The organism is Amycolatopsis magusensis, from assembly GCF_017875555.1.
Lineage (GTDB): Bacteria > Actinomycetota > Actinomycetes > Mycobacteriales > Pseudonocardiaceae > Amycolatopsis > Amycolatopsis magusensis.
Window position 1 is genome coordinate 5,264,104 of the sequence record NZ_JAGGMS010000001.1, and the last position, 18,493, is coordinate 5,282,596.

At 72.0% G+C, this 18,493-nt stretch carries 14 protein-coding genes; 7 read left to right on the top strand and 7 right to left on the bottom strand.

All coding sequences use genetic code 11. From position 1 onward, the window contains the following. Positions 1-49: 49 nt before the first annotated feature. The gene (gene mshC, locus JOM49_RS23580) at positions 50-1,288 is read left to right on the top strand and encodes a cysteine--1-D-myo-inosityl 2-amino-2-deoxy-alpha-D-glucopyranoside ligase (protein WP_209666418.1); all 1,239 of its coding nucleotides are present in this window, start codon (positions 50-52) and stop codon (positions 1,286-1,288) included. Here mshC and JOM49_RS23585 read toward each other — a convergent pair. Then, on the bottom strand, positions 1,268-2,764 hold the full coding sequence (locus JOM49_RS23585; RefSeq protein WP_245369442.1) for an ABC-F family ATP-binding cassette domain-containing protein: 1,497 nt from the start codon (positions 2,762-2,764) through the stop codon (positions 1,268-1,270). The two genes, mshC and JOM49_RS23585, sit on opposite strands and share 21 nt — an antisense overlap. Then, positions 2,761-4,374, bottom strand: coding sequence for an ABC-F family ATP-binding cassette domain-containing protein (locus JOM49_RS23590; RefSeq protein WP_245369443.1), 1,614 nt, complete (start codon positions 4,372-4,374; stop codon positions 2,761-2,763). Before JOM49_RS23590 ends, JOM49_RS23585 begins: the two co-directional genes overlap by 4 nt. Before the next feature lie 203 nt (positions 4,375-4,577). On the opposite strand from JOM49_RS23590, the gene JOM49_RS23595 reads away from it, so the two are divergent. From JOM49_RS23595 to JOM49_RS23610, 4 genes are all read left to right on the top strand, one after another. Continuing rightward, complete coding sequence (locus JOM49_RS23595; RefSeq protein WP_209666419.1) at positions 4,578-5,165, top strand: ArsR/SmtB family transcription factor; 588 nt, start codon at positions 4,578-4,580, stop codon at positions 5,163-5,165. Continuing rightward, positions 5,162-6,361, top strand: a complete 1,200-nt coding sequence (locus JOM49_RS23600) for an MFS transporter (protein WP_209666420.1) — start codon at positions 5,162-5,164, stop codon at positions 6,359-6,361. The genes JOM49_RS23595 and JOM49_RS23600 overlap by 4 nt, the downstream gene beginning before the upstream one ends. A 4-nt stretch (positions 6,362-6,365) precedes the next feature. Beyond that, the gene (locus JOM49_RS23605; protein WP_209666421.1) at positions 6,366-7,190 is read left to right on the top strand and encodes a metallophosphoesterase family protein; all 825 of its coding nucleotides are present in this window, start codon (positions 6,366-6,368) and stop codon (positions 7,188-7,190) included. A 97-nt stretch (positions 7,191-7,287) separates the two neighbouring features. Continuing rightward, on the top strand, positions 7,288-7,956 hold the full coding sequence (locus JOM49_RS23610; protein WP_209666422.1) for an esterase/lipase family protein: 669 nt from the start codon (positions 7,288-7,290) through the stop codon (positions 7,954-7,956). Here the strand turns inward: JOM49_RS23610 and JOM49_RS23615 are convergent. The 3 genes from JOM49_RS23615 to JOM49_RS23625 form a co-directional block, all read right to left on the bottom strand. Further along, complete coding sequence (locus tag JOM49_RS23615; RefSeq protein WP_209666423.1) at positions 7,943-10,414, bottom strand: helix-turn-helix transcriptional regulator; 2,472 nt, start codon at positions 10,412-10,414, stop codon at positions 7,943-7,945. The two genes, JOM49_RS23610 and JOM49_RS23615, sit on opposite strands and share 14 nt — an antisense overlap. Continuing rightward, positions 10,411-11,970: a class I adenylate-forming enzyme family protein gene (locus JOM49_RS23620; RefSeq protein ID WP_209666424.1), complete on the bottom strand. Its 1,560-nt coding sequence runs from the start codon at positions 11,968-11,970 to the stop codon at positions 10,411-10,413. Before JOM49_RS23620 ends, JOM49_RS23615 begins: the two co-directional genes overlap by 4 nt. Positions 11,971-12,068: 98 nt before the next feature. Beyond that, positions 12,069-12,662: a QsdR family transcriptional regulator gene (locus JOM49_RS23625; protein ID WP_209666425.1), complete on the bottom strand. Its 594-nt coding sequence runs from the start codon at positions 12,660-12,662 to the stop codon at positions 12,069-12,071. Between the two features lie 138 nt (positions 12,663-12,800). Here JOM49_RS23625 and JOM49_RS23630 point away from each other — a divergent pair, with 138 nt between their 5' ends. Then, positions 12,801-13,667: an alpha/beta hydrolase family protein gene (locus JOM49_RS23630; RefSeq protein WP_209666426.1), complete on the top strand. Its 867-nt coding sequence runs from the start codon at positions 12,801-12,803 to the stop codon at positions 13,665-13,667. A gap of 81 nt (positions 13,668-13,748) precedes the next feature. Beyond that, positions 13,749-16,418, top strand: a complete 2,670-nt coding sequence (locus JOM49_RS23635) for a P-loop NTPase fold protein (protein ID WP_209666427.1) — start codon at positions 13,749-13,751, stop codon at positions 16,416-16,418. Here the strand turns inward: JOM49_RS23635 and JOM49_RS23640 are convergent. Further along, a complete protein-coding gene (locus JOM49_RS23640) occupies positions 16,406-16,978 on the bottom strand; it encodes a class I SAM-dependent methyltransferase (protein ID WP_209666428.1) in 573 nt (190 codons plus the stop codon). The two genes, JOM49_RS23635 and JOM49_RS23640, sit on opposite strands and share 13 nt — an antisense overlap. After that, a complete protein-coding gene (locus tag JOM49_RS23645) occupies positions 16,975-18,489 on the bottom strand; it encodes an MFS transporter (protein WP_209666429.1) in 1,515 nt (504 codons plus the stop codon). Before JOM49_RS23645 ends, JOM49_RS23640 begins: the two co-directional genes overlap by 4 nt. Positions 18,490-18,493 lie beyond the last annotated feature (4 nt).

The following is an 18,493-nucleotide window of genomic DNA, read 5'->3' on the forward strand; positions in this document are numbered from 1 at the left end:
ATCCCACCGGGCGGGAAGGCACCACGGGGGTCGGCTTACGCTGGAGCGTATGCAGACTTGGTCATCGACTCCTGTGCCCCGGGTGCCAGGGACTTCCCGTCCCCTGCGGCTCCACGACACCTCGACCGGGCAGCTCCGGCCGACGGCGCCGGGATCGACGGCCCGGTTGTACGTCTGCGGGATCACCCCGTACGACGCCACCCACCTCGGGCACGCGGCCACCTACCTGGCGTTCGACCTGGTGAACCGGCTCTGGCGGGACGCCGGGCACGAGGTCCACTATGTACAGAACGTCACCGACATCGACGACCCGCTGCTCGAACGGGCCGCGCGCGACCAGGACGACTGGGTGGTGCTCGGCATGCGCGAGACCGCGCTGTTCCGTGAGGACATGGAGGCGCTGCGGGTGATTCCGCCCCGCGACTTCGTCGGCGCGGTGGAGACCATCCCGGAGATCGTCGAGGTGATCGGCAAGCTGCTGGCCAGCGGCCTGGCCTACCGGGTGGACGACCCGGAGTACCCCGACATCTACTTCGCCAAGGACGGCAGCGGCCGGTTCGGCTACGAGTCCGGGTACGACGCCGAGACCATGGCGAAGTTCTTCGCCGAGCGCGGTGGCGACCCCGACCGCGCAGGCAAGCGGGACCCGCTGGACGCGCTGCTCTGGCGCGTCGCACGGCCCGGTGAGCCGTCGTGGGAGTCCGAACTGGGCGCGGGCCGTCCCGGTTGGCACATCGAGTGCAGCGCGATCGCGGTGAACCGGCTGGGCATGGGCTTCGACGTCCAGGGCGGCGGTTCCGACCTGGCGTTCCCGCACCACGAATACAGCGCCGCGCACGCCGAGGCGCTTTCCGGCGAGCACCCGTTCGCGCGGCACTACGTGCACGCGGGGATGATCGGCCTCGACGGTGAGAAGATGTCGAAGTCCAAGGGGAACCTGGTGTTCGTTTCCCGTCTGCGGGCGGACAAGGTGGACCCCGGCGCGATCCGGCTCGGCTTGTTCGCCGGGCACTACCGCAGCGACCGGTCGTGGACGGACGAGGTGCTCGAAGCCGCCGAGGCGCGGCTGTCCCGCTGGCGCGAGGCGATCTCGCTGCCCGCCGGACCGGCCGCCGAGGACACCGTGGCCCGGCTGCGCGAGCACCTCGCCGACGACCTCGACACGCCCAAGGCGCTCGCGGCCGTCGACGCCTGGGTGGACGAAGCGCTGACCCGGCGGGGGACCGACAACGCCGCGCCCGGCCTGGTGCGCGACGCCGTCGACGCCCTACTCGGGATCGCCCTGTAGCCGCCCGGCGGCCACGAGTACTTCGCGGCCGCCGAAACGGCGCTGCCACAGGCGGTCGTGGGAAACGGTGACGACCGCCCCCGGGTAGTCCCGCAGTGCGGCTTCCAGTTGCTCGACGAGCACCGGCGAAAAGTGGTTCGTCGGCTCGTCGAGCAGCAGGACGTCGACCGGGTCCGCCAGCAGCCGGTCGAGCCGCACCCGCCGCCACTGGCCCACCGAAAGCGTGCCGGTGGCGGCCGGTTCGTCCTGCGGCAGGTAACCGACGCGCCCGTGCGCCCGGACCGCCCCGGGTGCCAGTTCACCGGCCAGCACCCGCAGCAGGCTCGACTTGCCCGCGCCGTTCGGCCCGGTGACCAGCAGTCGGTCGCCCGCCCGCAGGGTGAACCCGTCGAAGGTGATCCGGCCCGGGATGTCCACTGCGGACACTTCCAGCAACGGTCCGCCGGCTTCGCCCGTGGTGCGGGCGCTGCTGGTGAACCGCGGCGGATCAGGTGGCCTCGGCACCGGTCTCGCCCGCAACCGGCCGAGCCGTTCCCTGGCCGACCGGGTGCGGGTGGTGATCGACTGCTGCACCCGGCGCCCGTCCCCGTGGTACTTGCACTTGTTGTGGTCGGCCATCGGGCGTCCCGGCGCCACCCGGTACGCGGTGTGCTCGGCGAACTCGGTCCAGCGCGTGATTTCCGCCCGCCAGTCCTCGTACGCCTGCTCCCAGCGCAGCCGCGCGGCACGGCGTTCGCGGAGGTAGCCGTCGTACCCGGTGCCGTAGCGCCGGACCGTGCCGGACTCCACCTCCAGCAACGTCGTGGTGATGGCGGTGAGGAACAGCCGGTCGTGCGAGACGGCCACCACCGTGCCGCGATGTCGGCGCAGCCGGTTCTCCAGCCACCTCAGCGCTTGCGCGTCGAGGTGGTTGGTCGGCTCGTCGAGCAGCAGCAACTCGGGGTCGGCCGCGAGCACGGCGGCCAGTGCCAGCCTGGCCCGCTCACCTCCGGACAGCTCCCCGAGCCGCCGCTCCCGCGAGAGACCGGAAAGCCCGAGGGTGTCCAGTGTTTCCGCCAGCCGGGCGTCCACTGTGTACCCATCACGGCGTTCGAACTCGGCCAGCAGGGCGCCGTACCGCGTCAGATCCTCATCGGACAATCTCCTTTCCAGGCGGCGTAGTTCGGCTTCGAGCCAGCGGAGATCGGCCAGTGCGCTGTCCGCGGCGTCGGCCACGGTGGCTTCCGGTGGGAGGGCGAGAACCTGGTCGAGAAAGCCGACACCGCCAGGGAAACACACGTTGATCTCCCCGGAATCCGGTTGGATCGCACCCGCCATCAGCTGGAGCAGGGTGGACTTGCCGGAGCCGTTCTCGCCGACGATTCCGGCTCGTTCGCCGGGGCGCACGGTGAACGTCACGTCCCGCAGCACGTGATGGCCCGGATAGGCCTTCGAGACCGCGTGCAGACTCAATTGCGCTGTGGTCGTCCTACTCAAGCGCGGTCCTCCTTTCCCTCGCGCAGCCTCAGTTCCCGGCCGGTCCAGCCGCGGCGCAGCCAGCGGTCGTGTGAGGCGATCACCACGGCACCGGGCGCGGTGCCCAGCGCGGCGAACAGTTCCTCGGCCAGGGTGAGGGAGATGTGGTTGGTCGGTTCGTCGAGCAGCAGTACGTGCGGTGGCTCGCCGAGCAGGAGCGCCAGCGCGACCCGCCGCCGCTGCCCGACCGAGAGGTGCCCGACCGGCCGGTCCAGGTCGCGGCGGGCGATCAGGCCCAGCTCGCTCAGCGTGCCGTCGCCCGCGAGCTGCCGCGGTGTCCGGCTCAGGTCGGGGAACACGACGTCCTGTTCCAGGAAGCCGATCCTGATCCCGCTGCCGCGGCTGACCGTGCCGGATTCCGGAATCAGCCGCCCGGCCAGGACGTCGAGCAGCGTCGACTTCCCGGCGCCGTTGCCGCCGGTGATCAGCAGCCGGTCGTCGGTGGCCAGATCCAGTTGTCCGATGTGGAGCCTCCCGGGTACGTCGATGCCGCGCGCGGACAGGGCGAGCTTGTCCTCGGTGGCGGCCGCGGTCAGGTTCGCCGAGAACCGCAGTGGCGCGGGCGGTTTGCGGACCTGGTCACGGCGCAGTTCCTCGTAGCGCAACTGGGCGTTGCGCACCCGCCGCGAGATCTGCTTCTGCACGCGGCCGGTCTTGAAGTCGTAGAGCATCTTCGCGTTGTCGCGCTGCGGTCGGTTGTGCGCGACGTTGCGCGCGGTCACCGCCACGGCTTCCTTCAGTTGCCTGAGTTCGTCCTGTTCCTCCGCGTACCGCTGGGCCCAGCGCGCCCGTTCGGCCCGTTTCTGGACCAGGTAGTCGGAATACGTGCCGCCGTACCGGGTCGGCCCGCCGAGCGCCGGGTCCAGGTCGACGATGTCGGTGCACACCGCGTCGAGGAAGACGCGGTCGTGCGAGGACAACACGATGACGCCGGGCAGCGCGGCGAGGTGGCGTTCGAGGAACTCCATCCCGGCGTCGTCCAGGTGGTTCGTCGGCTCGTCGAGCAGCAGGGTGGCCGGCTGCCGGATGAGCAGCGCGGCCAGGCCCAGCCGGGACCGCTGGCCGCCGGAAAGCGTGCCGAGCGGCCGGTCCGGCGCGATCCCCGCGAGGCCGAGCCCGTCGCACACCAGCTTGGCGCGGCGGTCGGCGTCCCACAGGTCGTGCGCCTGCGCCCATTCCAGGACCTGGCCGTACTCGTCGAGCACGGCCTGGTCCTCCGGTGCCTCGGCCAGCCGTTCGGTCAGCTGGTCGAGCCGGGCGGCGGCGTCGCGGATCTCGCTGAGCGCGTCGTCGATGACGTCGGAAAGCCGTGCGTCGCCGGGAAAGGGCAGCTCCTGCAACAAGAACCCGAGGTCGGCACCGCGTTGCACGGTGCCGGCGTGCGGCTCCTCGAGCCCGGCGAGCAGGCGCAGCAGCGTGGACTTGCCGATGCCGTTCTCGCCGACCAGCCCGAGTCGCTGCCCGGCGCTGGCCACCAGGTCGAGCCCGTCGAAGACCACGCGGTCGCCATAGCTGAAGGTGAGATCCCTGGCTTGCAGGGACATCGTGTTCGAAGACGCTGAAGAAGACATGGAGCATCACCGGCCCGTGGAGACAAGGGGACACCCGCCGGGCACGAGGAGGCCGCGGATGCGGGTGGGGGCTGGTGTCAGTTGTCCATGATGCGAGCAGGTTAACGCAACTGGAGTTGGATTAGCAACCCCTTGGCTTCCAGAACCTTCTGTGCAACTCTGAAAGAGAACTTTCGAAAGACTTCTTTCAGATTGGACCAGCGATGGCCGAATTACCGCCGCGGACCCGCGTCCGGGATGTGGAGCTGCTCAAGGCGCTGGCGCACCCGCTGCGGTCGGCGCTGCTCAACTACCTGATGGCGGTCGGCCCGCGCACGGCCAGCGAGTGCGCGGTGGCGGTGGACTCGTCGGCGTCGAACTGCAGCTGGCACCTGCGGCAACTGGCCGAGTTCGGCCTGGTGGAGCGGGCCGAGAGCGGGGACGGCCGGGAGCGGCCGTGGCGCGTGAAGCACGTCGGGCTCGACTTCGGCGAGCTGGCCGACGAGCCGTCCGCCCGCTCGGCCCAGCTGGCCGTGTTCGGCACCCGCCTCCGCGAGGAGGAGGAACTGACCCAGCGCTATCTCGACACCGCCGAGCGGAGCGAGCCCGAATGGCTCGACGCCTCCTCGATCAACTTCTACGGCCTGCGCGTCACCGCGGCTGAGCTGGCGGACCTGGTCACCGCGGTCGACGCGCTCATCCGGCCGTACGTCGGCACCATCCGCCAGGACGCGCCCGCCGACGCGCGCCCGGTGCACGTCAGCCTGCGTGCCTTCCGGCGGATCGAAGCCGACGGGCAGCCGAGCGCGTGAATCTGCTGCGGGAACCCAAGTTCGCCAGGCTGTCCGCGGCCTCGCTGCTCTCCGAGGTCGCCGAGTGGATCCTGCAGGTCTCGCTGCCGCTGACGATGTACCGGCTGACCGGCTCGGCGGCGTCCACCGCGGTGATGATGATCATCGGCCTGGTGCCGGCGGTGGTGGTCAGCCCGATCGCCGGTCCGCTGGCCGACCGCGGCAACCGGCACCGGGTGCTGTGCGCGGTCTCGCTCGCGCAGGCCGCGGTGGCCGTGCCGCTGCTGCTCGCCGAGCACGTGGCGGTGCTGTACGTGGTGATGGCCGCGCAGGCCGGGCTCGCGGCGATCTCCGAACCCACGCGGAACGCGCTCGTCCCGCAGCTCGTCGGGCCCGAGCGGGTGACCGCCGCGAACGGGCTGATGAGCGTGAACGCGAACGTGGCCCGGCTGCTCGGCGCCTGGGCCGGGGGCGTGCTCCTCGGACTCGGCGGACTCGGGCTGACGGTCGGCGTCTACGCCGCGGTGCTGGTGCTCGCCGGGGCGCTGTTCGCCCCGCGGTTCGCGGCCGGCCTGCCGGGTTCGGGGGAGCGGCCGCACGTGCTGCGGCAGTGGGTCGACGGGCTGGCCGAGATCCGGCGGAACCCGGCGCTGCGGGTGACCTCGGTGGCGGTGGTGCTGCAGTCGATCGCCCAGGGCATGTTCCTAGTGCTTTTCCTGGTTTTCGTCCTCGAATCGCTGCGGGGTGACGAAGCCGATGTGGGCCTGTTGCGGGGCGTGCAGGCCGTCGGCGGACTGGCGGCGGGGGTGCTGGTCGCGACGGTGGCGCGGCGGGTGGCCCCGGCGAAACTGTTCGGCTGGGGCGCGCTCGCGATGGGGGTGTACTCGGCGCTGATCTGGAACACCGCGCACCTGACCACGGCCATGGCGGTGTTCGTCGGCCTGTTCGCGGTGGCCGGTGGACCTGGGGTTTTCCTGGGGAGCGGGGTGCTGTCGGTGATCCAGACGGTGACGCCGCCCGAGCTGACCGGCCGGGTGCTCAGCACCGCCTTCGCCGGGATCGCCGCCGCGCAGGCGCTCGGCATGCAGGTGGCCGGGGCGCTGGCCGACCGCATCGACCTGGAGATCTTGCTCGACGTTCAAGCGTCGCTGTTCCTGCCGGCCGGGGCGCTGGTGCTGCTGCGCTTGGCCCGGCGGCGGAGCCCGGCGCTAACGTAGGGGCGTGCCCACCCTCTTCGCCACCAGTGACCTGCACGTGACCCACGAAGGCAACGCCGAGGTCGTCGACACCATCCGCCCGGACGGACCGGAGGACTGGCTGCTGGTGGCCGGGGACGTGGGGGAGCAGGTCCCGGCGATCATGAAGACGCTGAAGATGCTGCGCGACCGGTTCGCCAAGGTGATCTGGGTGCCGGGCAACCACGAGCTGTGGACCACCGACCGCGACCCGGTGCAGCTGCGCGGGCAGGCGCGGTACGACGAGCTGGTGCGCCGGTGCCGCGAGCTCGACGTGCTCACCCCGGAGGACGAGTTCGCGGTGTGGGAGCACGGCAGCGAGCCGCTGACCATCGCGCCGATGTTCCTGCTCTACGACTACAGCTGGCGCACCCCCGCCGCCCAGGGGCGGCCGCTGTCGGTCGCGATGGACCAGGCGCGGGAGGCGGGCGTCATCTGCACCGACGAGTACTTCCTGCACCCGGACCCGTACCCGACGCGCCAGGAGTGGTGCGCGCAGCGGCTGCGGGTGACCGAGAAGCGGCTGCTGGAGATCCCGGAGGACCGCAAGACGATCCTCATGTCGCACTGGCCGCTGCACCGGCACCCGACCGAGCCGCTGTACTGGCCGGAGTTCGCCATGTGGTGCGGCACCACGGAAACCGAGGACTGGCACCTGCGCTTCCGCGCGGAGATCGCGGTCTACGGCCACCTGCACATCCCGCGCTCGACCCAGGCGGACGGGGTGCGCTTCGAAGAAGTCTCGCTGGGCTACCCGCGGGAATGGCGCAAACGAGCCCGAGGCGCCGTCCCCCTGCACCGCCTCCTCTGACATCGCCGCCCCCGCCGAACCGGTGATTTCGCCGATGCTCGCCCGGTCGCCGGCGGGTCAGGCTGCATGAGTTCGTTCCTGTGATCTGGAGGAATTCATGCGTCGATTCTTCGGCATGCTCGCGGCCGTGCTGGCCGCGTTGTTCGTCTTCTCGCCGATGCCCGCGGCGAGCGCCGGGACCAGCACCCCGGTGATCTTCGTGCACGGGTACACCGGCAGCGCCTCGAACTGGGTCACCGCCCGGTCGGTGTTCCAGTCGGCCGGATGGTCGAGCAGCAAGCTCTTCGCCTACGAGTACAACTCGTACGGCAACAACGTCCAGAACGCCCAGGGCCTGGCCACCTACGTCAACCAGGTCAAGTCGCAGACCGGCGCGTCGCAGGTCAGCATCGTCAACCACTCGATGGGCGGGCTGGTCAGCCAGTACTACCTCAAGGTCCTCGGCGGCAACCCGAACGTCACGCACCTCGCCTCGATCGCCGGCGCGAACCACGGCACCACCTTCGCCGGGGCCTGCCTGATCTACGTGACCTGCCAGCAGATGTACCCGGGTTCCTCGTTCATCGGGCAGATCACCTCGGGTGACGAAACGCCGGGCAGCACCAAGTACGCGACCTGGTACTCCGCGTGCGACGGGATCATCCTGCCCTACACCAGCACCCGGCTTTCCGGTGCGACGAACAACAACGTCGCCTGCCAGACGCACATCGGCTTCCTGGCCGATCTCTCCGTGCTGAATTCGATCGCGAACTTCATGAAAAGCTGACCGAACCGGGCCCGGTGCCGTCGCCCGGCGGCGCCGTGGCCCGTTTCGCGAGCATCGCGGCGAGTTCGACGCGGGAACGGACGCCGAGTTTGGTGTAGATGTTGCGGAGGTGGTGGTCGACCGTGCGGTGGCTGATCACCAGCCGCCGCGCGATCTCGCGGTTCGTCTTGCCCCCGGCGACCAGCAGCGAGATCTGCGTCTGCTGCGGGGTCAGCGAGGGCAGGTCGCCGTCGGTGAGTTCGGCCGGGTCACCGCCCGCCGCGCGGAGTTCGGCACGGGCCCGCCCGGCCCAGAAGTCGGCGCCGTGCCGTTCGAACAGGCGGGCCGCGTCGCCGAGCAGTTCGCGCGCGTCGCGGAATCGCCGGTCCCGGCGCAGCCGCATCGCTTGGCACAGCTGGGTTTTCGCCAGTTCCAGCGGGGTACGCGCCAGCCGGTGCAGGTCCACGGCGATGGTGAAGTGCTTGTCGGCGGCGTCCGGATCCCGCGCCAGCAGACCGTGGCACCGCTGCGCCAGCGCCCGCCACTGCACGCTGCCGGTCGCCTCGGCCCAGCCGTCGAGCACCCGCAGCCCGCGCACCGCGTACTCCGGTTCCTCGCAGCGCACGGCCGCTTCGACGAGCAGCGGCGTGGCGAGCACGGCGATCGCCGGTTGCGCGTGCCCGGTGTCGGCGGACAGCGTGTGGAAGCGGGCCAGCGCTTCGGCGGGCCGGTCGGTCGCCAGGTCCAGGCACACTTCGGCCCACGCGGCGATCGCGCGCGGCCGGCCGAGCGAGCGCCGGTCGAGGTCCGGTTCGGCTTGGTCGAGCCACTTCCGGGCGGCCTTGGCGTCGCCGAGTTGCGCGGCGGACAACGCCAGCACGGTCAGGTTCTCCGCGGCACAGGTGCGCTGACCGGCGCTTTCGGCCAGCCCTTCGGTGGCCGCGGCCACGGCCGCGCGGTGCCGGTCGAGCAGTGCCGCCGTCATCCCGAGGTGGATCAGCGCCCACGGCAGCGTGGTCACCGCTTCGATCCGCGCCCGCGCGACCGCCGCCGCCGCGTATTCGTGCGCCAGCGCCGTCCGGCCGAGGGAGAGCGCGGCTTCGGCGGCCCAGACCTGGCTGCGCACGTCGTCGGGCGCCACCCGCAGCGCTTCTTCCAGCGCTGGGACCGCTTCTTCGTGCCTGCCGGAGAAGGTCGCGGTCAACCCGCGTGTGTGGGCGGCGGCGAGCCGTACGCCTGGCGCGTCCGAGGTGCGCGCGAGCTGGGCGGTGCGCACCGCGATCGCGGCGAAGCCCCGCAGGTCACCGCTGATCCGGCGGGCTTCCCCCGCCAGCATCAAGGCGACCGAAGTCTCGCTGGGTGCCAGGCTTTCCGCCGCGGTGAGCAGTTCGTGCGCGGCGACCGCCGGTTCGCCGTCCCGCAGCTCGATTTCCCCCTGCAGCAACCGATCCCCGGCCCGGCGCAGCAACTGCCGTGCCCAGGATGTGCGGCCGAGTTCCCAGGCACCGCGCGCGGCCGGGATCAGCCATTGTGGACCGTCCGAGGTCAGTTCCGCCGCGCGTTCGAAGGCGTGCACGGCTTCCTCGCTCACACCCGCGCGCAACGCCGCCTCACCGAGCACAGTCGCCATGGCGGGCGCGGTGTCTTCCCGGAGCGTCGCACGGACCACCGGACTGGCCAGCAGACCCGACGCCAGTGCTTCCTCACGGGCATGGACCCCGCACCGGTCGAACTCGGCCTGGCTCAGCGGCGATTCCGACGCCGCCAGCAGCACGAACCTGCGGGCCGCCGGGGTCAGCGCGTCGAACACCCGGCGATAAGCGGTGCGCTGGCGGCCATCCGCGGGCAGCGTCTCCCCACCCGACTCGGCCAGCTCCCGCAGGTTCAGCGGATTGCCACCGGCGAGCGTGAGCAACTCCGGCCGTGCGCCCGGGGGCAGCAGGTTCGCGGCGGCGGTGTCGTCGAGGGGCGCCAGGCGGATCGTGGGCAGGCCGTCGAGCGGGTCCGGCCCGGCGAATCCCGGCCCGGTCGCGAACACCATCACTACCGGGAGCCCGGCCAGCCGCCGGGCCGCGAACGCCAGCGCGGTCAGCGACGCCTCGTCCCACCACTGCGTGTCATCGGCCCAGCAGAGCAGCGGCCCGAGTTCGGCGAGCAGCCGGTGCACCGCGCTGAACAGGGCGAACTCACCCGGTTCCGGACCGCCCAGCCCGGCGGCGAAGCGCACCGGGTCCGGGCAGCCGGGCAGGTCCGCCACCGGTTGCAGGAACCGGTGCAGCGCGCCGAAACGCAGGGCTCGCTCGGCCGGTGCACCGGTGGCGCCGAGTTGGCGGAGCCCACCGGCCGCGGCGTGCTCCAGCAACCGCGTCTTGCCGATCCCGGGCGGCCCGGTGAACCGCACGACCCCGCCGCCGGTGGCCAGCAGGTCGTCGAGCACCGCCAGTTCCCGGTCCCGCCCGAACAGCGGCGGGCCGGTCATGTCAGCTGTTCGCGCAGGGTCCGCTTGAGGATCTTCCCGGCGGCGGACACCGGCAGTTCGGGCACGAACCGCACCTCCCGCACCCGCTTGTACCCGGGCACCTGCGCGTTCACCGCGTCGAGCACGTCGGCGCCGGACACCGAGGCCCGCGCGGGCACCACGAAGGCCACCGGCAGTTCGCCGACCGCCGGGTCCGGGCGGCCCACCACCGCCGCCGCGGCCACCTCCGGCAGCGCGATCAGCAGCTCCTCCAGCTCACGGGGGTAGACGTTGTACCCCTTGTACAGCAGCATGTCCTTCTTGCGGTCCACGATGGACAGGTAGCCGTCGTCGTCCAGCACGCCGATGTCGCCGGTGTACAGCCAGCCGTCGCGCAGCACTTCGGCGGTGGCTTCGGGCCGGTTGTGGTAGCCGCGCATCACCTGCGGGCCGCGCACGCAGACCTCGCCGCGTTCCCCGGTCGCCACTTCGGCGCCGTCGCCGTCGAGGGAGGCCAGGCGCACCTCGGTGTCGAACACCGGCCGCCCGACCGCGCCCGCCTTGCGCAGGCCGGAGCGGTGCGACGGGGTGCTGGTGGCGCCCATGGTGACCTCGGTCAGGCCGTAGCCCTCCAGGATCGGCGTGTCCGGCAGCAGCCGGGTCAGCTGGTTGATCATCTCCAGCGGCATCGGCGCGGCACCCGAGCTGATCGAGCGGACCGAGCTGAGGTCGCGGGTCCGGATGTCCGGGCAGGCCAGGAGCGCGGCGAACAACGCGGGCGCGCCGCCCATCGAGGTGACGCCGAGCCGTTCGACGTCGGCCAGGTAGGCGGCCGGGTCCAGCCGGGAGTGCAGCACGACGGTGGTGCCGCCGAGCACCGGCGCGTTCAGCCCGCCGATCGTGCCCATCGCGTGGAACCACGGGGTCAGGTTGATCGCGATGCCGGTGCCCAGCCGGGTCGGCCACTCCTCGGGGCTGCCGACCTGGTCGAGGACCAGCCCGCCGTACTCGTCGAGCGCGGGGACCGCCCCGGCGCCCCAGCAGGCGTACTGCAGGGTGTTCACCACGACGTTGCGGTGCGGCAGCCGCACGCCCTTCGACACCCCGGTGGTGCCCCCGGTGTAGGCGAGGTGCGCCAGGTGTTCGTGCACGTCGAGGTCGAGATCGGGCGGCGCCTCGCTCATCCCGGAGCAAAGGTAGGGCACGTCGGCGGCGGTGATCGTGCGCACCGCGCCCGCGTCGGCCAGTAGCGCCTGCGCGGCCGGCTCCGGCAGCAGCGGGCTGACCGGCACGAACGTCCCGCCGGCGAGCAGCGTGCCGTAGTAGGCGACTGGGTAGGCCAGGCAGTTGGGCATGCGCAGGGCGACCCGGTCACCGGGGGAGAGGCCACCGGCCAGCAGGCCGTTGGCGAAGGCGGCCGCGGCCCGGCCCAGCTCGCTGAAGGTGATCCGCTCGTCGCCGTGCACGAAGGCGTCGCGGTCGCCGAAGCGCCGGGCGGACCCGGCGAGGATCGCCGGCACGGCCACCTCGGGGTAGTCCAGCGAGGGGCCGAATCCGGGCAGCCAGGTATCGGGCATGGAGACACTCCTTTGTGGACAACGCCGTCCGGGGAGGCACACACGAGCCTGACCGCATGAAACACCAAGGCGATGTGTTTCACAACCACCGGTCCGGCCTATCGGACAGGTACCGGCGCGCCTTCGACGAGGACTCCCAGCAGCTTGGCCGCCGCTTCCAGGTTCGGCCGACCGGCCGCGACCATGTCCGAATAGAGGAAGGATTCCCCCAGACGCACCAACGCGAAGCTGAGCGAATCGAGGTCGACCACCGGCGTGAAACCGCCGTCGGCGACGTCGCGGGCGAGCAGTTCGCGGTAGGCGGCCATCACCTTGGGCTGCACGCGGCCGTGCGGGTCGGTGAGCACCCGGATGGCCGTGGTCGGCTCGCTGTCCAGCAGCACGCGCAGGCCGTTCGCCGCGGCCACGTCCGCCCGGTACCAGCCCATCACTGTCAGGCAGCGCAGCTGCCCCTCGGTGTCGCGGACCACCGGGCCCGCGGTCTCCTCCCAGCGGCGGACCGCCCGGCTCAGCGTGCGTTCGGACATGCGCCAGAGCGCGTCGCCCAGCAGGTCCTCCCGGTTGCCGACGCGGCGGAACAGGGTGGCGCGGGAGATGCCCGCCTCGGCGGCGAGCGTGCTCAGGTCCAGCCGCTCGCCCCGCGCGAGCTTGCGGGCGGCGAGCCGGACGAGGTCCTCGGCACGTGCGGTCACGAGGGGAAAGCCTATCCGCGACCGGCCGCGTGGACCGGGGCTGGCAATTTCGCCGATGCCGGGCGGGCGCGCCGGGTGCCAGAGTCAGCACCGTCCGTCACGATCGCCCCCGATCCTCCCCCGAAGGAGCACAACGAAGTGCGCAAACGACTCACCGGTGCCGCGCTCGCCCTCGCGCTGAGCGCCGCCGCCTTCGCCGCCCCGGCCGCCGGCGCCCAGCAGAACCCGTACCAGCGGGGCCCGGCTCCGACCAACTCCAGCATCGAAGCCACCACCGGCCCGTTCGCCACGTCGGAAAGCACGGTCTCCAGCCTGGTCTCCGGCTTCGGCGGCGGCACCGTGTACTACCCGACCAGCACCAGCGAGGGCACCTACGGCGCGCTCGCCATCTCGCCCGGCTTCACCGCGTCGCAGTCCACCATCTCGTGGATGGGCCGCAGACTCGCCTCGCAGGGGTTCGTGGTGATCACCATCGACACGAACACCATCTACGACCAGCCCGCCAGCCGCGGTGACCAGCTGCTCGCCGCGCTGGACTACCTGACCCAGGACAGCCCCACCACCGTCCGCAGCAAGATCGACCCGACGCGGCTCGCCGTGGCCGGGCACTCGATGGGCGGCGGCGGCTCGCTGGAGGCCTCGGTCAAGCGGCCGAGCCTGCAGGCGGCCATCCCGCTGGCCCCGTGGAACAGCGACAAGAGCTGGAACACCGACCAGGTGCCGACCTTCATCGTCGGCGGTGAGTCCGACTCGGTGGCCCCGGTTTCCAGCCACGCCGAGCCGTTCTACACCTCGCTGTCCAGTGCCCCGGACAAGGCGTACCTGGAACTGAACAACGCCAGCCACTTCTTCCCCAACACGCCCAACACCACGCAGGCCAAATACATGATCTCGTGGTTGAAGCGATTCGTGGACAACGACACCCGCTACGAGCAGTTCCTCTGCCCCGGCCCGTCGAAGTCCACGCTGGTGGAGGAGTTCCGCAGCACCTGCCCGAACAGCTGACCCGAGGGGGACCAGGCCGGGAGTGCGCCCCCGACGCACTCCCGGCCTTCTGCTGGGTGACAGCGGTAATGTCCTCGGACCATGACCGCCCCGGACGAAGAAGAACGACTCGGCCAGATTGGCTCCGTGGTGTGCTCGGTGGTGCGGACCGAACGGCCGTGGGACCTGGGCCTGGACGCGCTCGTGATCCCGGTCGGCGGCGGGCTCGGCGAACTGGGCGAGGCGCTCGCCGAGCACTACCCCGATATCGGCTGGGAAGCCGTGCCGTTCGGCAGCATCACGCCGATCGCGCCCTGGACGATGCACCTGCCCGGTCCTGGCCCGCGGCTGGCGATCTTCGTGGCCTCCGGCTCGTCCGGCGATCCTGAGCGGGGGAACGCGGCGAAGGCCACCGCGGCCGCCATCACCACGGCGCGCCGGTCCGGGGTCGCCGCGCTGGGCATGCCGTTGCTCAGTTCCGGGCGCCTGGGCAATCCACCGGCGCTCGCGGCCGGGGCGGTGGTGCCCGCGGCGGTCGCCGCACTCGCCGAGCAAACCGGGCTTCCGTTGCGGCGCCTGGTCTTCTTCGCCAAGAGCCGGAAGGCCACCGACGCGATCCGCGAGACCTTCGCCGGTCTCGGCGAGGACAGGGTGGCGCCGGAGGAGCTGGCCGGTGGGGTGAGCCGGGATCTGGTCGATCCGAATCGGGGAATCCCGCTCGGCGAGGACCAGCTCGGCGTCGCGGCGTACGTGTCGATGCTGGCGACGGTGATCGCCGATCCGGCCACGCCACTACCGCTCTCGGTGGGGGTGTTCGGCGAATGGGGATCCGGCAAGAGCTTCTTCATGGGCCTGCTCCGCGCCGAGGTGGATCGCCTGGCCAGCCAGGACATCGTGCAGATCGGGTTCAACGCCTGGCACTACGCCGACAGCGACCTGTGGGCCAGCCTCGGCGACGAGATCTTCCGGCAGCTCGCCGGGGTGGACGCGAAATCCCCGGAACGCGCCGAGCGCATCCGCGCGGAACTCTCCGAACGGCTCGACCAGCGCCGGCAACTGGAGGCGGAAACCCAGGAGGCACGCGAAACCGCGGCCGAACTGCAGTCCGAAGTGGACTCCGCGATCGCCGGGCGTGAGCGCAGTGCCCGGCTGCTCATCAAAGCGCTGCGGAACTCGTCGGCCTTCAAGGACCGCGTCGATCGCTTGTGGAGCAGGCTGGGCGTTACCGACGAAGCCGAACAGGGCAAACTGCTCGCTGAGCAACTGCGCGGCTCGCTCGACGACGCGGCCGTGCTCCGGCGGATGCCGGGGGAGCGGCACGGCAAGCTCGCGCTCGTCTTGGCAGCAGTTGTGCTGGTCGCCGCGTTCCTCGTGCCGCTGGCGTGGGAGTGGCTCGCCGGGGCCGCCGCGTTGTTCACCCTCTTCGCCGGGACCGGGATCACCGTGCTGAGCCGCGTGCGTTCGGGGCTGCGTGATCTCCGGGAGCTGAGCGAGGACCTGCACACCGGGATCACCGACGCGGCCGAGCAGGAACTACCCGAGCAGCTCCAAGCCCTCCGCGCCGCCGAAGCCGAGCAGCGGGTCGCCGAGGCGCAGCTGGCCGAGGTCGTCGCGCAGGTGGGTGCGCTGGGCAGGCAGCTCACCCGCCTCACCCCGGGGCACCGCCTCTACACCTTCCTCGCCGACCGCGCGCGCAGCGACTCCTACGCCGGGAACCTCGGCGTCATCTCCACCATACGCAAGGATTTCGAGCAGCTGGTCAAGCTGATGGCCGAGTGGCGCGAGAGCCCGGACGACGGCGTCACGCCACGGCGGCCGGTCGACCGGATCGTGCTCTACATCGACGACCTCGACCGGTGCAGCCCGCGGCAGGTGGTCGAAGTGCTGCAGGCGGTGCACCTGCTGCTCGCGTTCGAGTTGTTCGTGGTGGTCGTCGGCGTCGACCCGCGCTGGCTGCTGCGGGCCCTGCGCAGCCACTACGCGGAAATCCTGGCCGACGGCGAAGGGGACGCGCGGGTCACGCCGGAGGACTACCTGGAGAAGATCGTGAACATCCCGCTCGTGCTGCCGGGGCTGGCGCCGGACGGCATGAGCAGGCTGCTGCGCTCGCTGGTGCGGACCGAGCAAGCGGCACCGGCGGCGGTCCGGAAGACCGGGCGGGTGCCGGACGAAGCCACCATCGAGGTGGAGGCGGGATCCGAAGTGGACATCCAGCGGCAGGCGACACCGGCGGCGGAACCACGCCCGCTCACCGAAGCCGAACTGGACCTGCTGTCCACTCTGGACTCACTGGTCGGCACGCCGCGTGAGGCCAAGCGGCTGGTGAACCTGTACCGCATGGTGCGCGCCACCCGTGACCTGTCGATGGCCTCCCGGTTCCTCGGCCAGGACGGCGAACCGGGGGAGTACCAGGCCGTGGTGCTGTTGCTCGCCCTGCTCACCGCCCACGCGCGACTGCTCTGCCCGGTGCTCGACACCCGGCCGGAGCCGGCGCGCGGGATCCGCGGAGGGCTGGTCCACCGCGACCCGTCGAGCAGCTGGGCGCAGTTCGTCGCCGACCTCGGCCTCCAGCAGGACGGAACCGGCTGGATGAACCCCGTCGCCGGGCCGATCGAAGACGACCGGCTCGACGACTGGCGTCACCTGCACGCCGGGCTCCTCCGGGTTTCCGACGCGGTGGCGCTGCCCGACGTGTCCGCGCTGCAGCTCTGGGCGCCGCGCATCCGCCGGTTCTCCTACGTGCTCGTGCCGAGGCCCGGTCAGCGGCGGTAGGACAGGCGGATGTTCTGCGGCCCGGCCGAAATCCGTTCCCTGGTGAACTTCGACTCGAGCAGCCGGAGCACCGGCTCGCGGCGGCGACGGCCGATCACCGGGCGCCAGAGGAACAGCACGAGTTGCCCGCCGGGGCGCAGGACCCGGTGCGCGTCGTGGATGGCGGCCAGCGGGTCGCCGAACTCCTCCAGGCTGTAGCCGTAGAACAGCGCGTCCACACTGGACTCCGCCAGCGGCAGGGCGCAGCCGTCACCCGGCTGGTAGGTCATGCGCGCGCCCGGTGCGCCGTCCAACCGCTCGCGCAGCACCTCGAGGCTGCCCGCGTCGGGGTCGAGCGCGATGAGCTCGCTGCCCGCTCCCAGGTGACCGGCCAGTGCCCGCGTGTAGAACCCGCCGCCGCTGCCGACCTCGAGGCAGGTCATGCCCTCGACCGGCCGCACCCAGCGCACGTCGCGCGAGGCCAGATCCCAGCCGAAGGCCGCGCGCAGGGCGGGTGAGCTGATCAGGCGGTAGAGCGCCGCGGGGGTGCGCCAGCCGGCCCGGATCCCGGTCGTGGTCATCGTGCAGCTCCTGTCTTCGGTAGCAGCCGGGCCGCGGCGATCGCGGCGACGGCGAAGGTGACGAAACCGGTGGCCAGCGCGACGGTCATGCCGTCGACGAACGCGCCGCGCGCCGCGTCCAGCAGCTGTGCGGCGACCGGCCCCGGAAGTGCCGACGCGGCCTCGGCCGCGTCGGTCAGCCCGCGCCCGGCCAGCTCCGCCACGGGCGGCGGGACTCCCGGCACAGCGGGGAAAGCAGCGGTGTAGACCCCGGCGGCGATGCTGCCCAGCACCGCCACGCCGAGCCCGGCACCCAGTTCGTACGCGGTCTCCTCGACCGCCGACGCGGCCCCGGCCTGCTCCGCGGGCGCGGCCGCGAGCAGCGCGTCGGAGGCGGCGGTCAACGCCACCGAGATGCCGAAGCCGACCGCGACCAGCACCGGCCCGAGCAGCCACAGGTTCTCCGTGGCGTCCAGCCACAGCGCCGCCGCGCCGAGCGCCAGCCCGACCACGGCGAACCCGGCGACGGTCACCGCGCGGCCTTCGAACCAGCGCAGCAGCGGCGCGGCGACCAGGCTGCCCACCACCGCGGCGACCATCACGAACAGCAGCCGCAGCGCCGCGTCCATCGGCTGCAGCACCAGCACCAGCTGGAGGTACTGGGCGAACAGCAGGCCGAGGCCGACCAGCGACAGCATCACCAGCAGCACGCTGCCGACCGCGACGCTGAACGCGCGGCTGCGGAACAACGCGAGGTCCAGCAGCGGGGAGACCAGCCGCCGCTGCCGCCGGACGAACAGCACCAGCAGCGCGATCCCGGCCAGCCCGGCGAGCGGGCCGAACAGGTACATCGACCCGCCGTGCGGTGTCTGCTTGATCGCGAACGCCGCCCCGAGCACGCCGCCCGCGGCGAGCAGCGCGCTGAGCGGGTCCCACTTCCCGGCGGGCGGATCCGCCGACTCGGGGATCAGCCAGTAGGTCAGCGGCAGCGCGACCAGCATCACCGGCACGTTGATGGCGAACGCGGCGTGCCAGCTGAACTCCTGCACCAGGAACCCGCCGAGCAGCGGCCCCAGCACCGCGCCGGACCCGGCCACCCCGCTCCAGACACCGATGGCGGTCCGCCGCTCGGCCCGGTCCGGGAAGGCCTGGCGCAGGATGGAGAGCGTGGCGGGCATGATCATCGCGCCGCCCACGCCGAGCACGGCCCGCGCGGCGATCAGCATGGGCACGGTCGTCGAGAACACCGCCGCCAGCGAGGCCAGCCCGAACACCACGTAGCCGAGCACGAGCACGCGCCGCCTGCCGTAGTGGTCGCCCAGAGTGCCGAAAGCCAGCAGCAGCGGCGCGGCCAGCAGCGAGTAGACGGCGATGATCCAGAGTTGCTCGGTGGCGTCCGGGCGCAGGTCGGCGGCGATCGCGGGCAGCGCCATGTGCAGCACGGTGGCGTCGATGGACACCAGCAGCAGGCTGGCGCACAGGATCGCGAGCACCGCCCACCGCCGGCGCACCAGCGCCTCCGTCCGCCCCATGCGG

Excerpts from the sequence above, each read along its gene's own strand:
- mshC (WP_209666418.1), top strand. The coding sequence starts at position 50 with ATGCAGACTTGGTCATCGACTCCTGTGCCCCGGGTGCCAGGGACTTCC.
- JOM49_RS23590 (WP_245369443.1), bottom strand. The coding sequence starts at position 4,374 with ATGTCTTCTTCAGCGTCTTCGAACACGATGTCCCTGCAAGCCAGGGAT.
- JOM49_RS23595 (WP_209666419.1), top strand. The coding sequence starts at position 4,578 with ATGGCCGAATTACCGCCGCGGACCCGCGTCCGGGATGTGGAGCTGCTC.
- JOM49_RS23610 (WP_209666422.1), top strand. The coding sequence starts at position 7,288 with ATGCGTCGATTCTTCGGCATGCTCGCGGCCGTGCTGGCCGCGTTGTTC.
- JOM49_RS23615 (WP_209666423.1), bottom strand. The coding sequence starts at position 10,414 with ATGACCGGCCCGCCGCTGTTCGGGCGGGACCGGGAACTGGCGGTGCTC.
- JOM49_RS23620 (WP_209666424.1), bottom strand. The coding sequence starts at position 11,970 with ATGCCCGATACCTGGCTGCCCGGATTCGGCCCCTCGCTGGACTACCCC.
- JOM49_RS23635 (WP_209666427.1), top strand. The coding sequence starts at position 13,749 with ATGACCGCCCCGGACGAAGAAGAACGACTCGGCCAGATTGGCTCCGTG.
- JOM49_RS23640 (WP_209666428.1), bottom strand. The coding sequence starts at position 16,978 with ATGACCACGACCGGGATCCGGGCCGGCTGGCGCACCCCCGCGGCGCTC.
- JOM49_RS23645 (WP_209666429.1), bottom strand. The coding sequence starts at position 18,489 with ATGGGGCGGACGGAGGCGCTGGTGCGCCGGCGGTGGGCGGTGCTCGCG.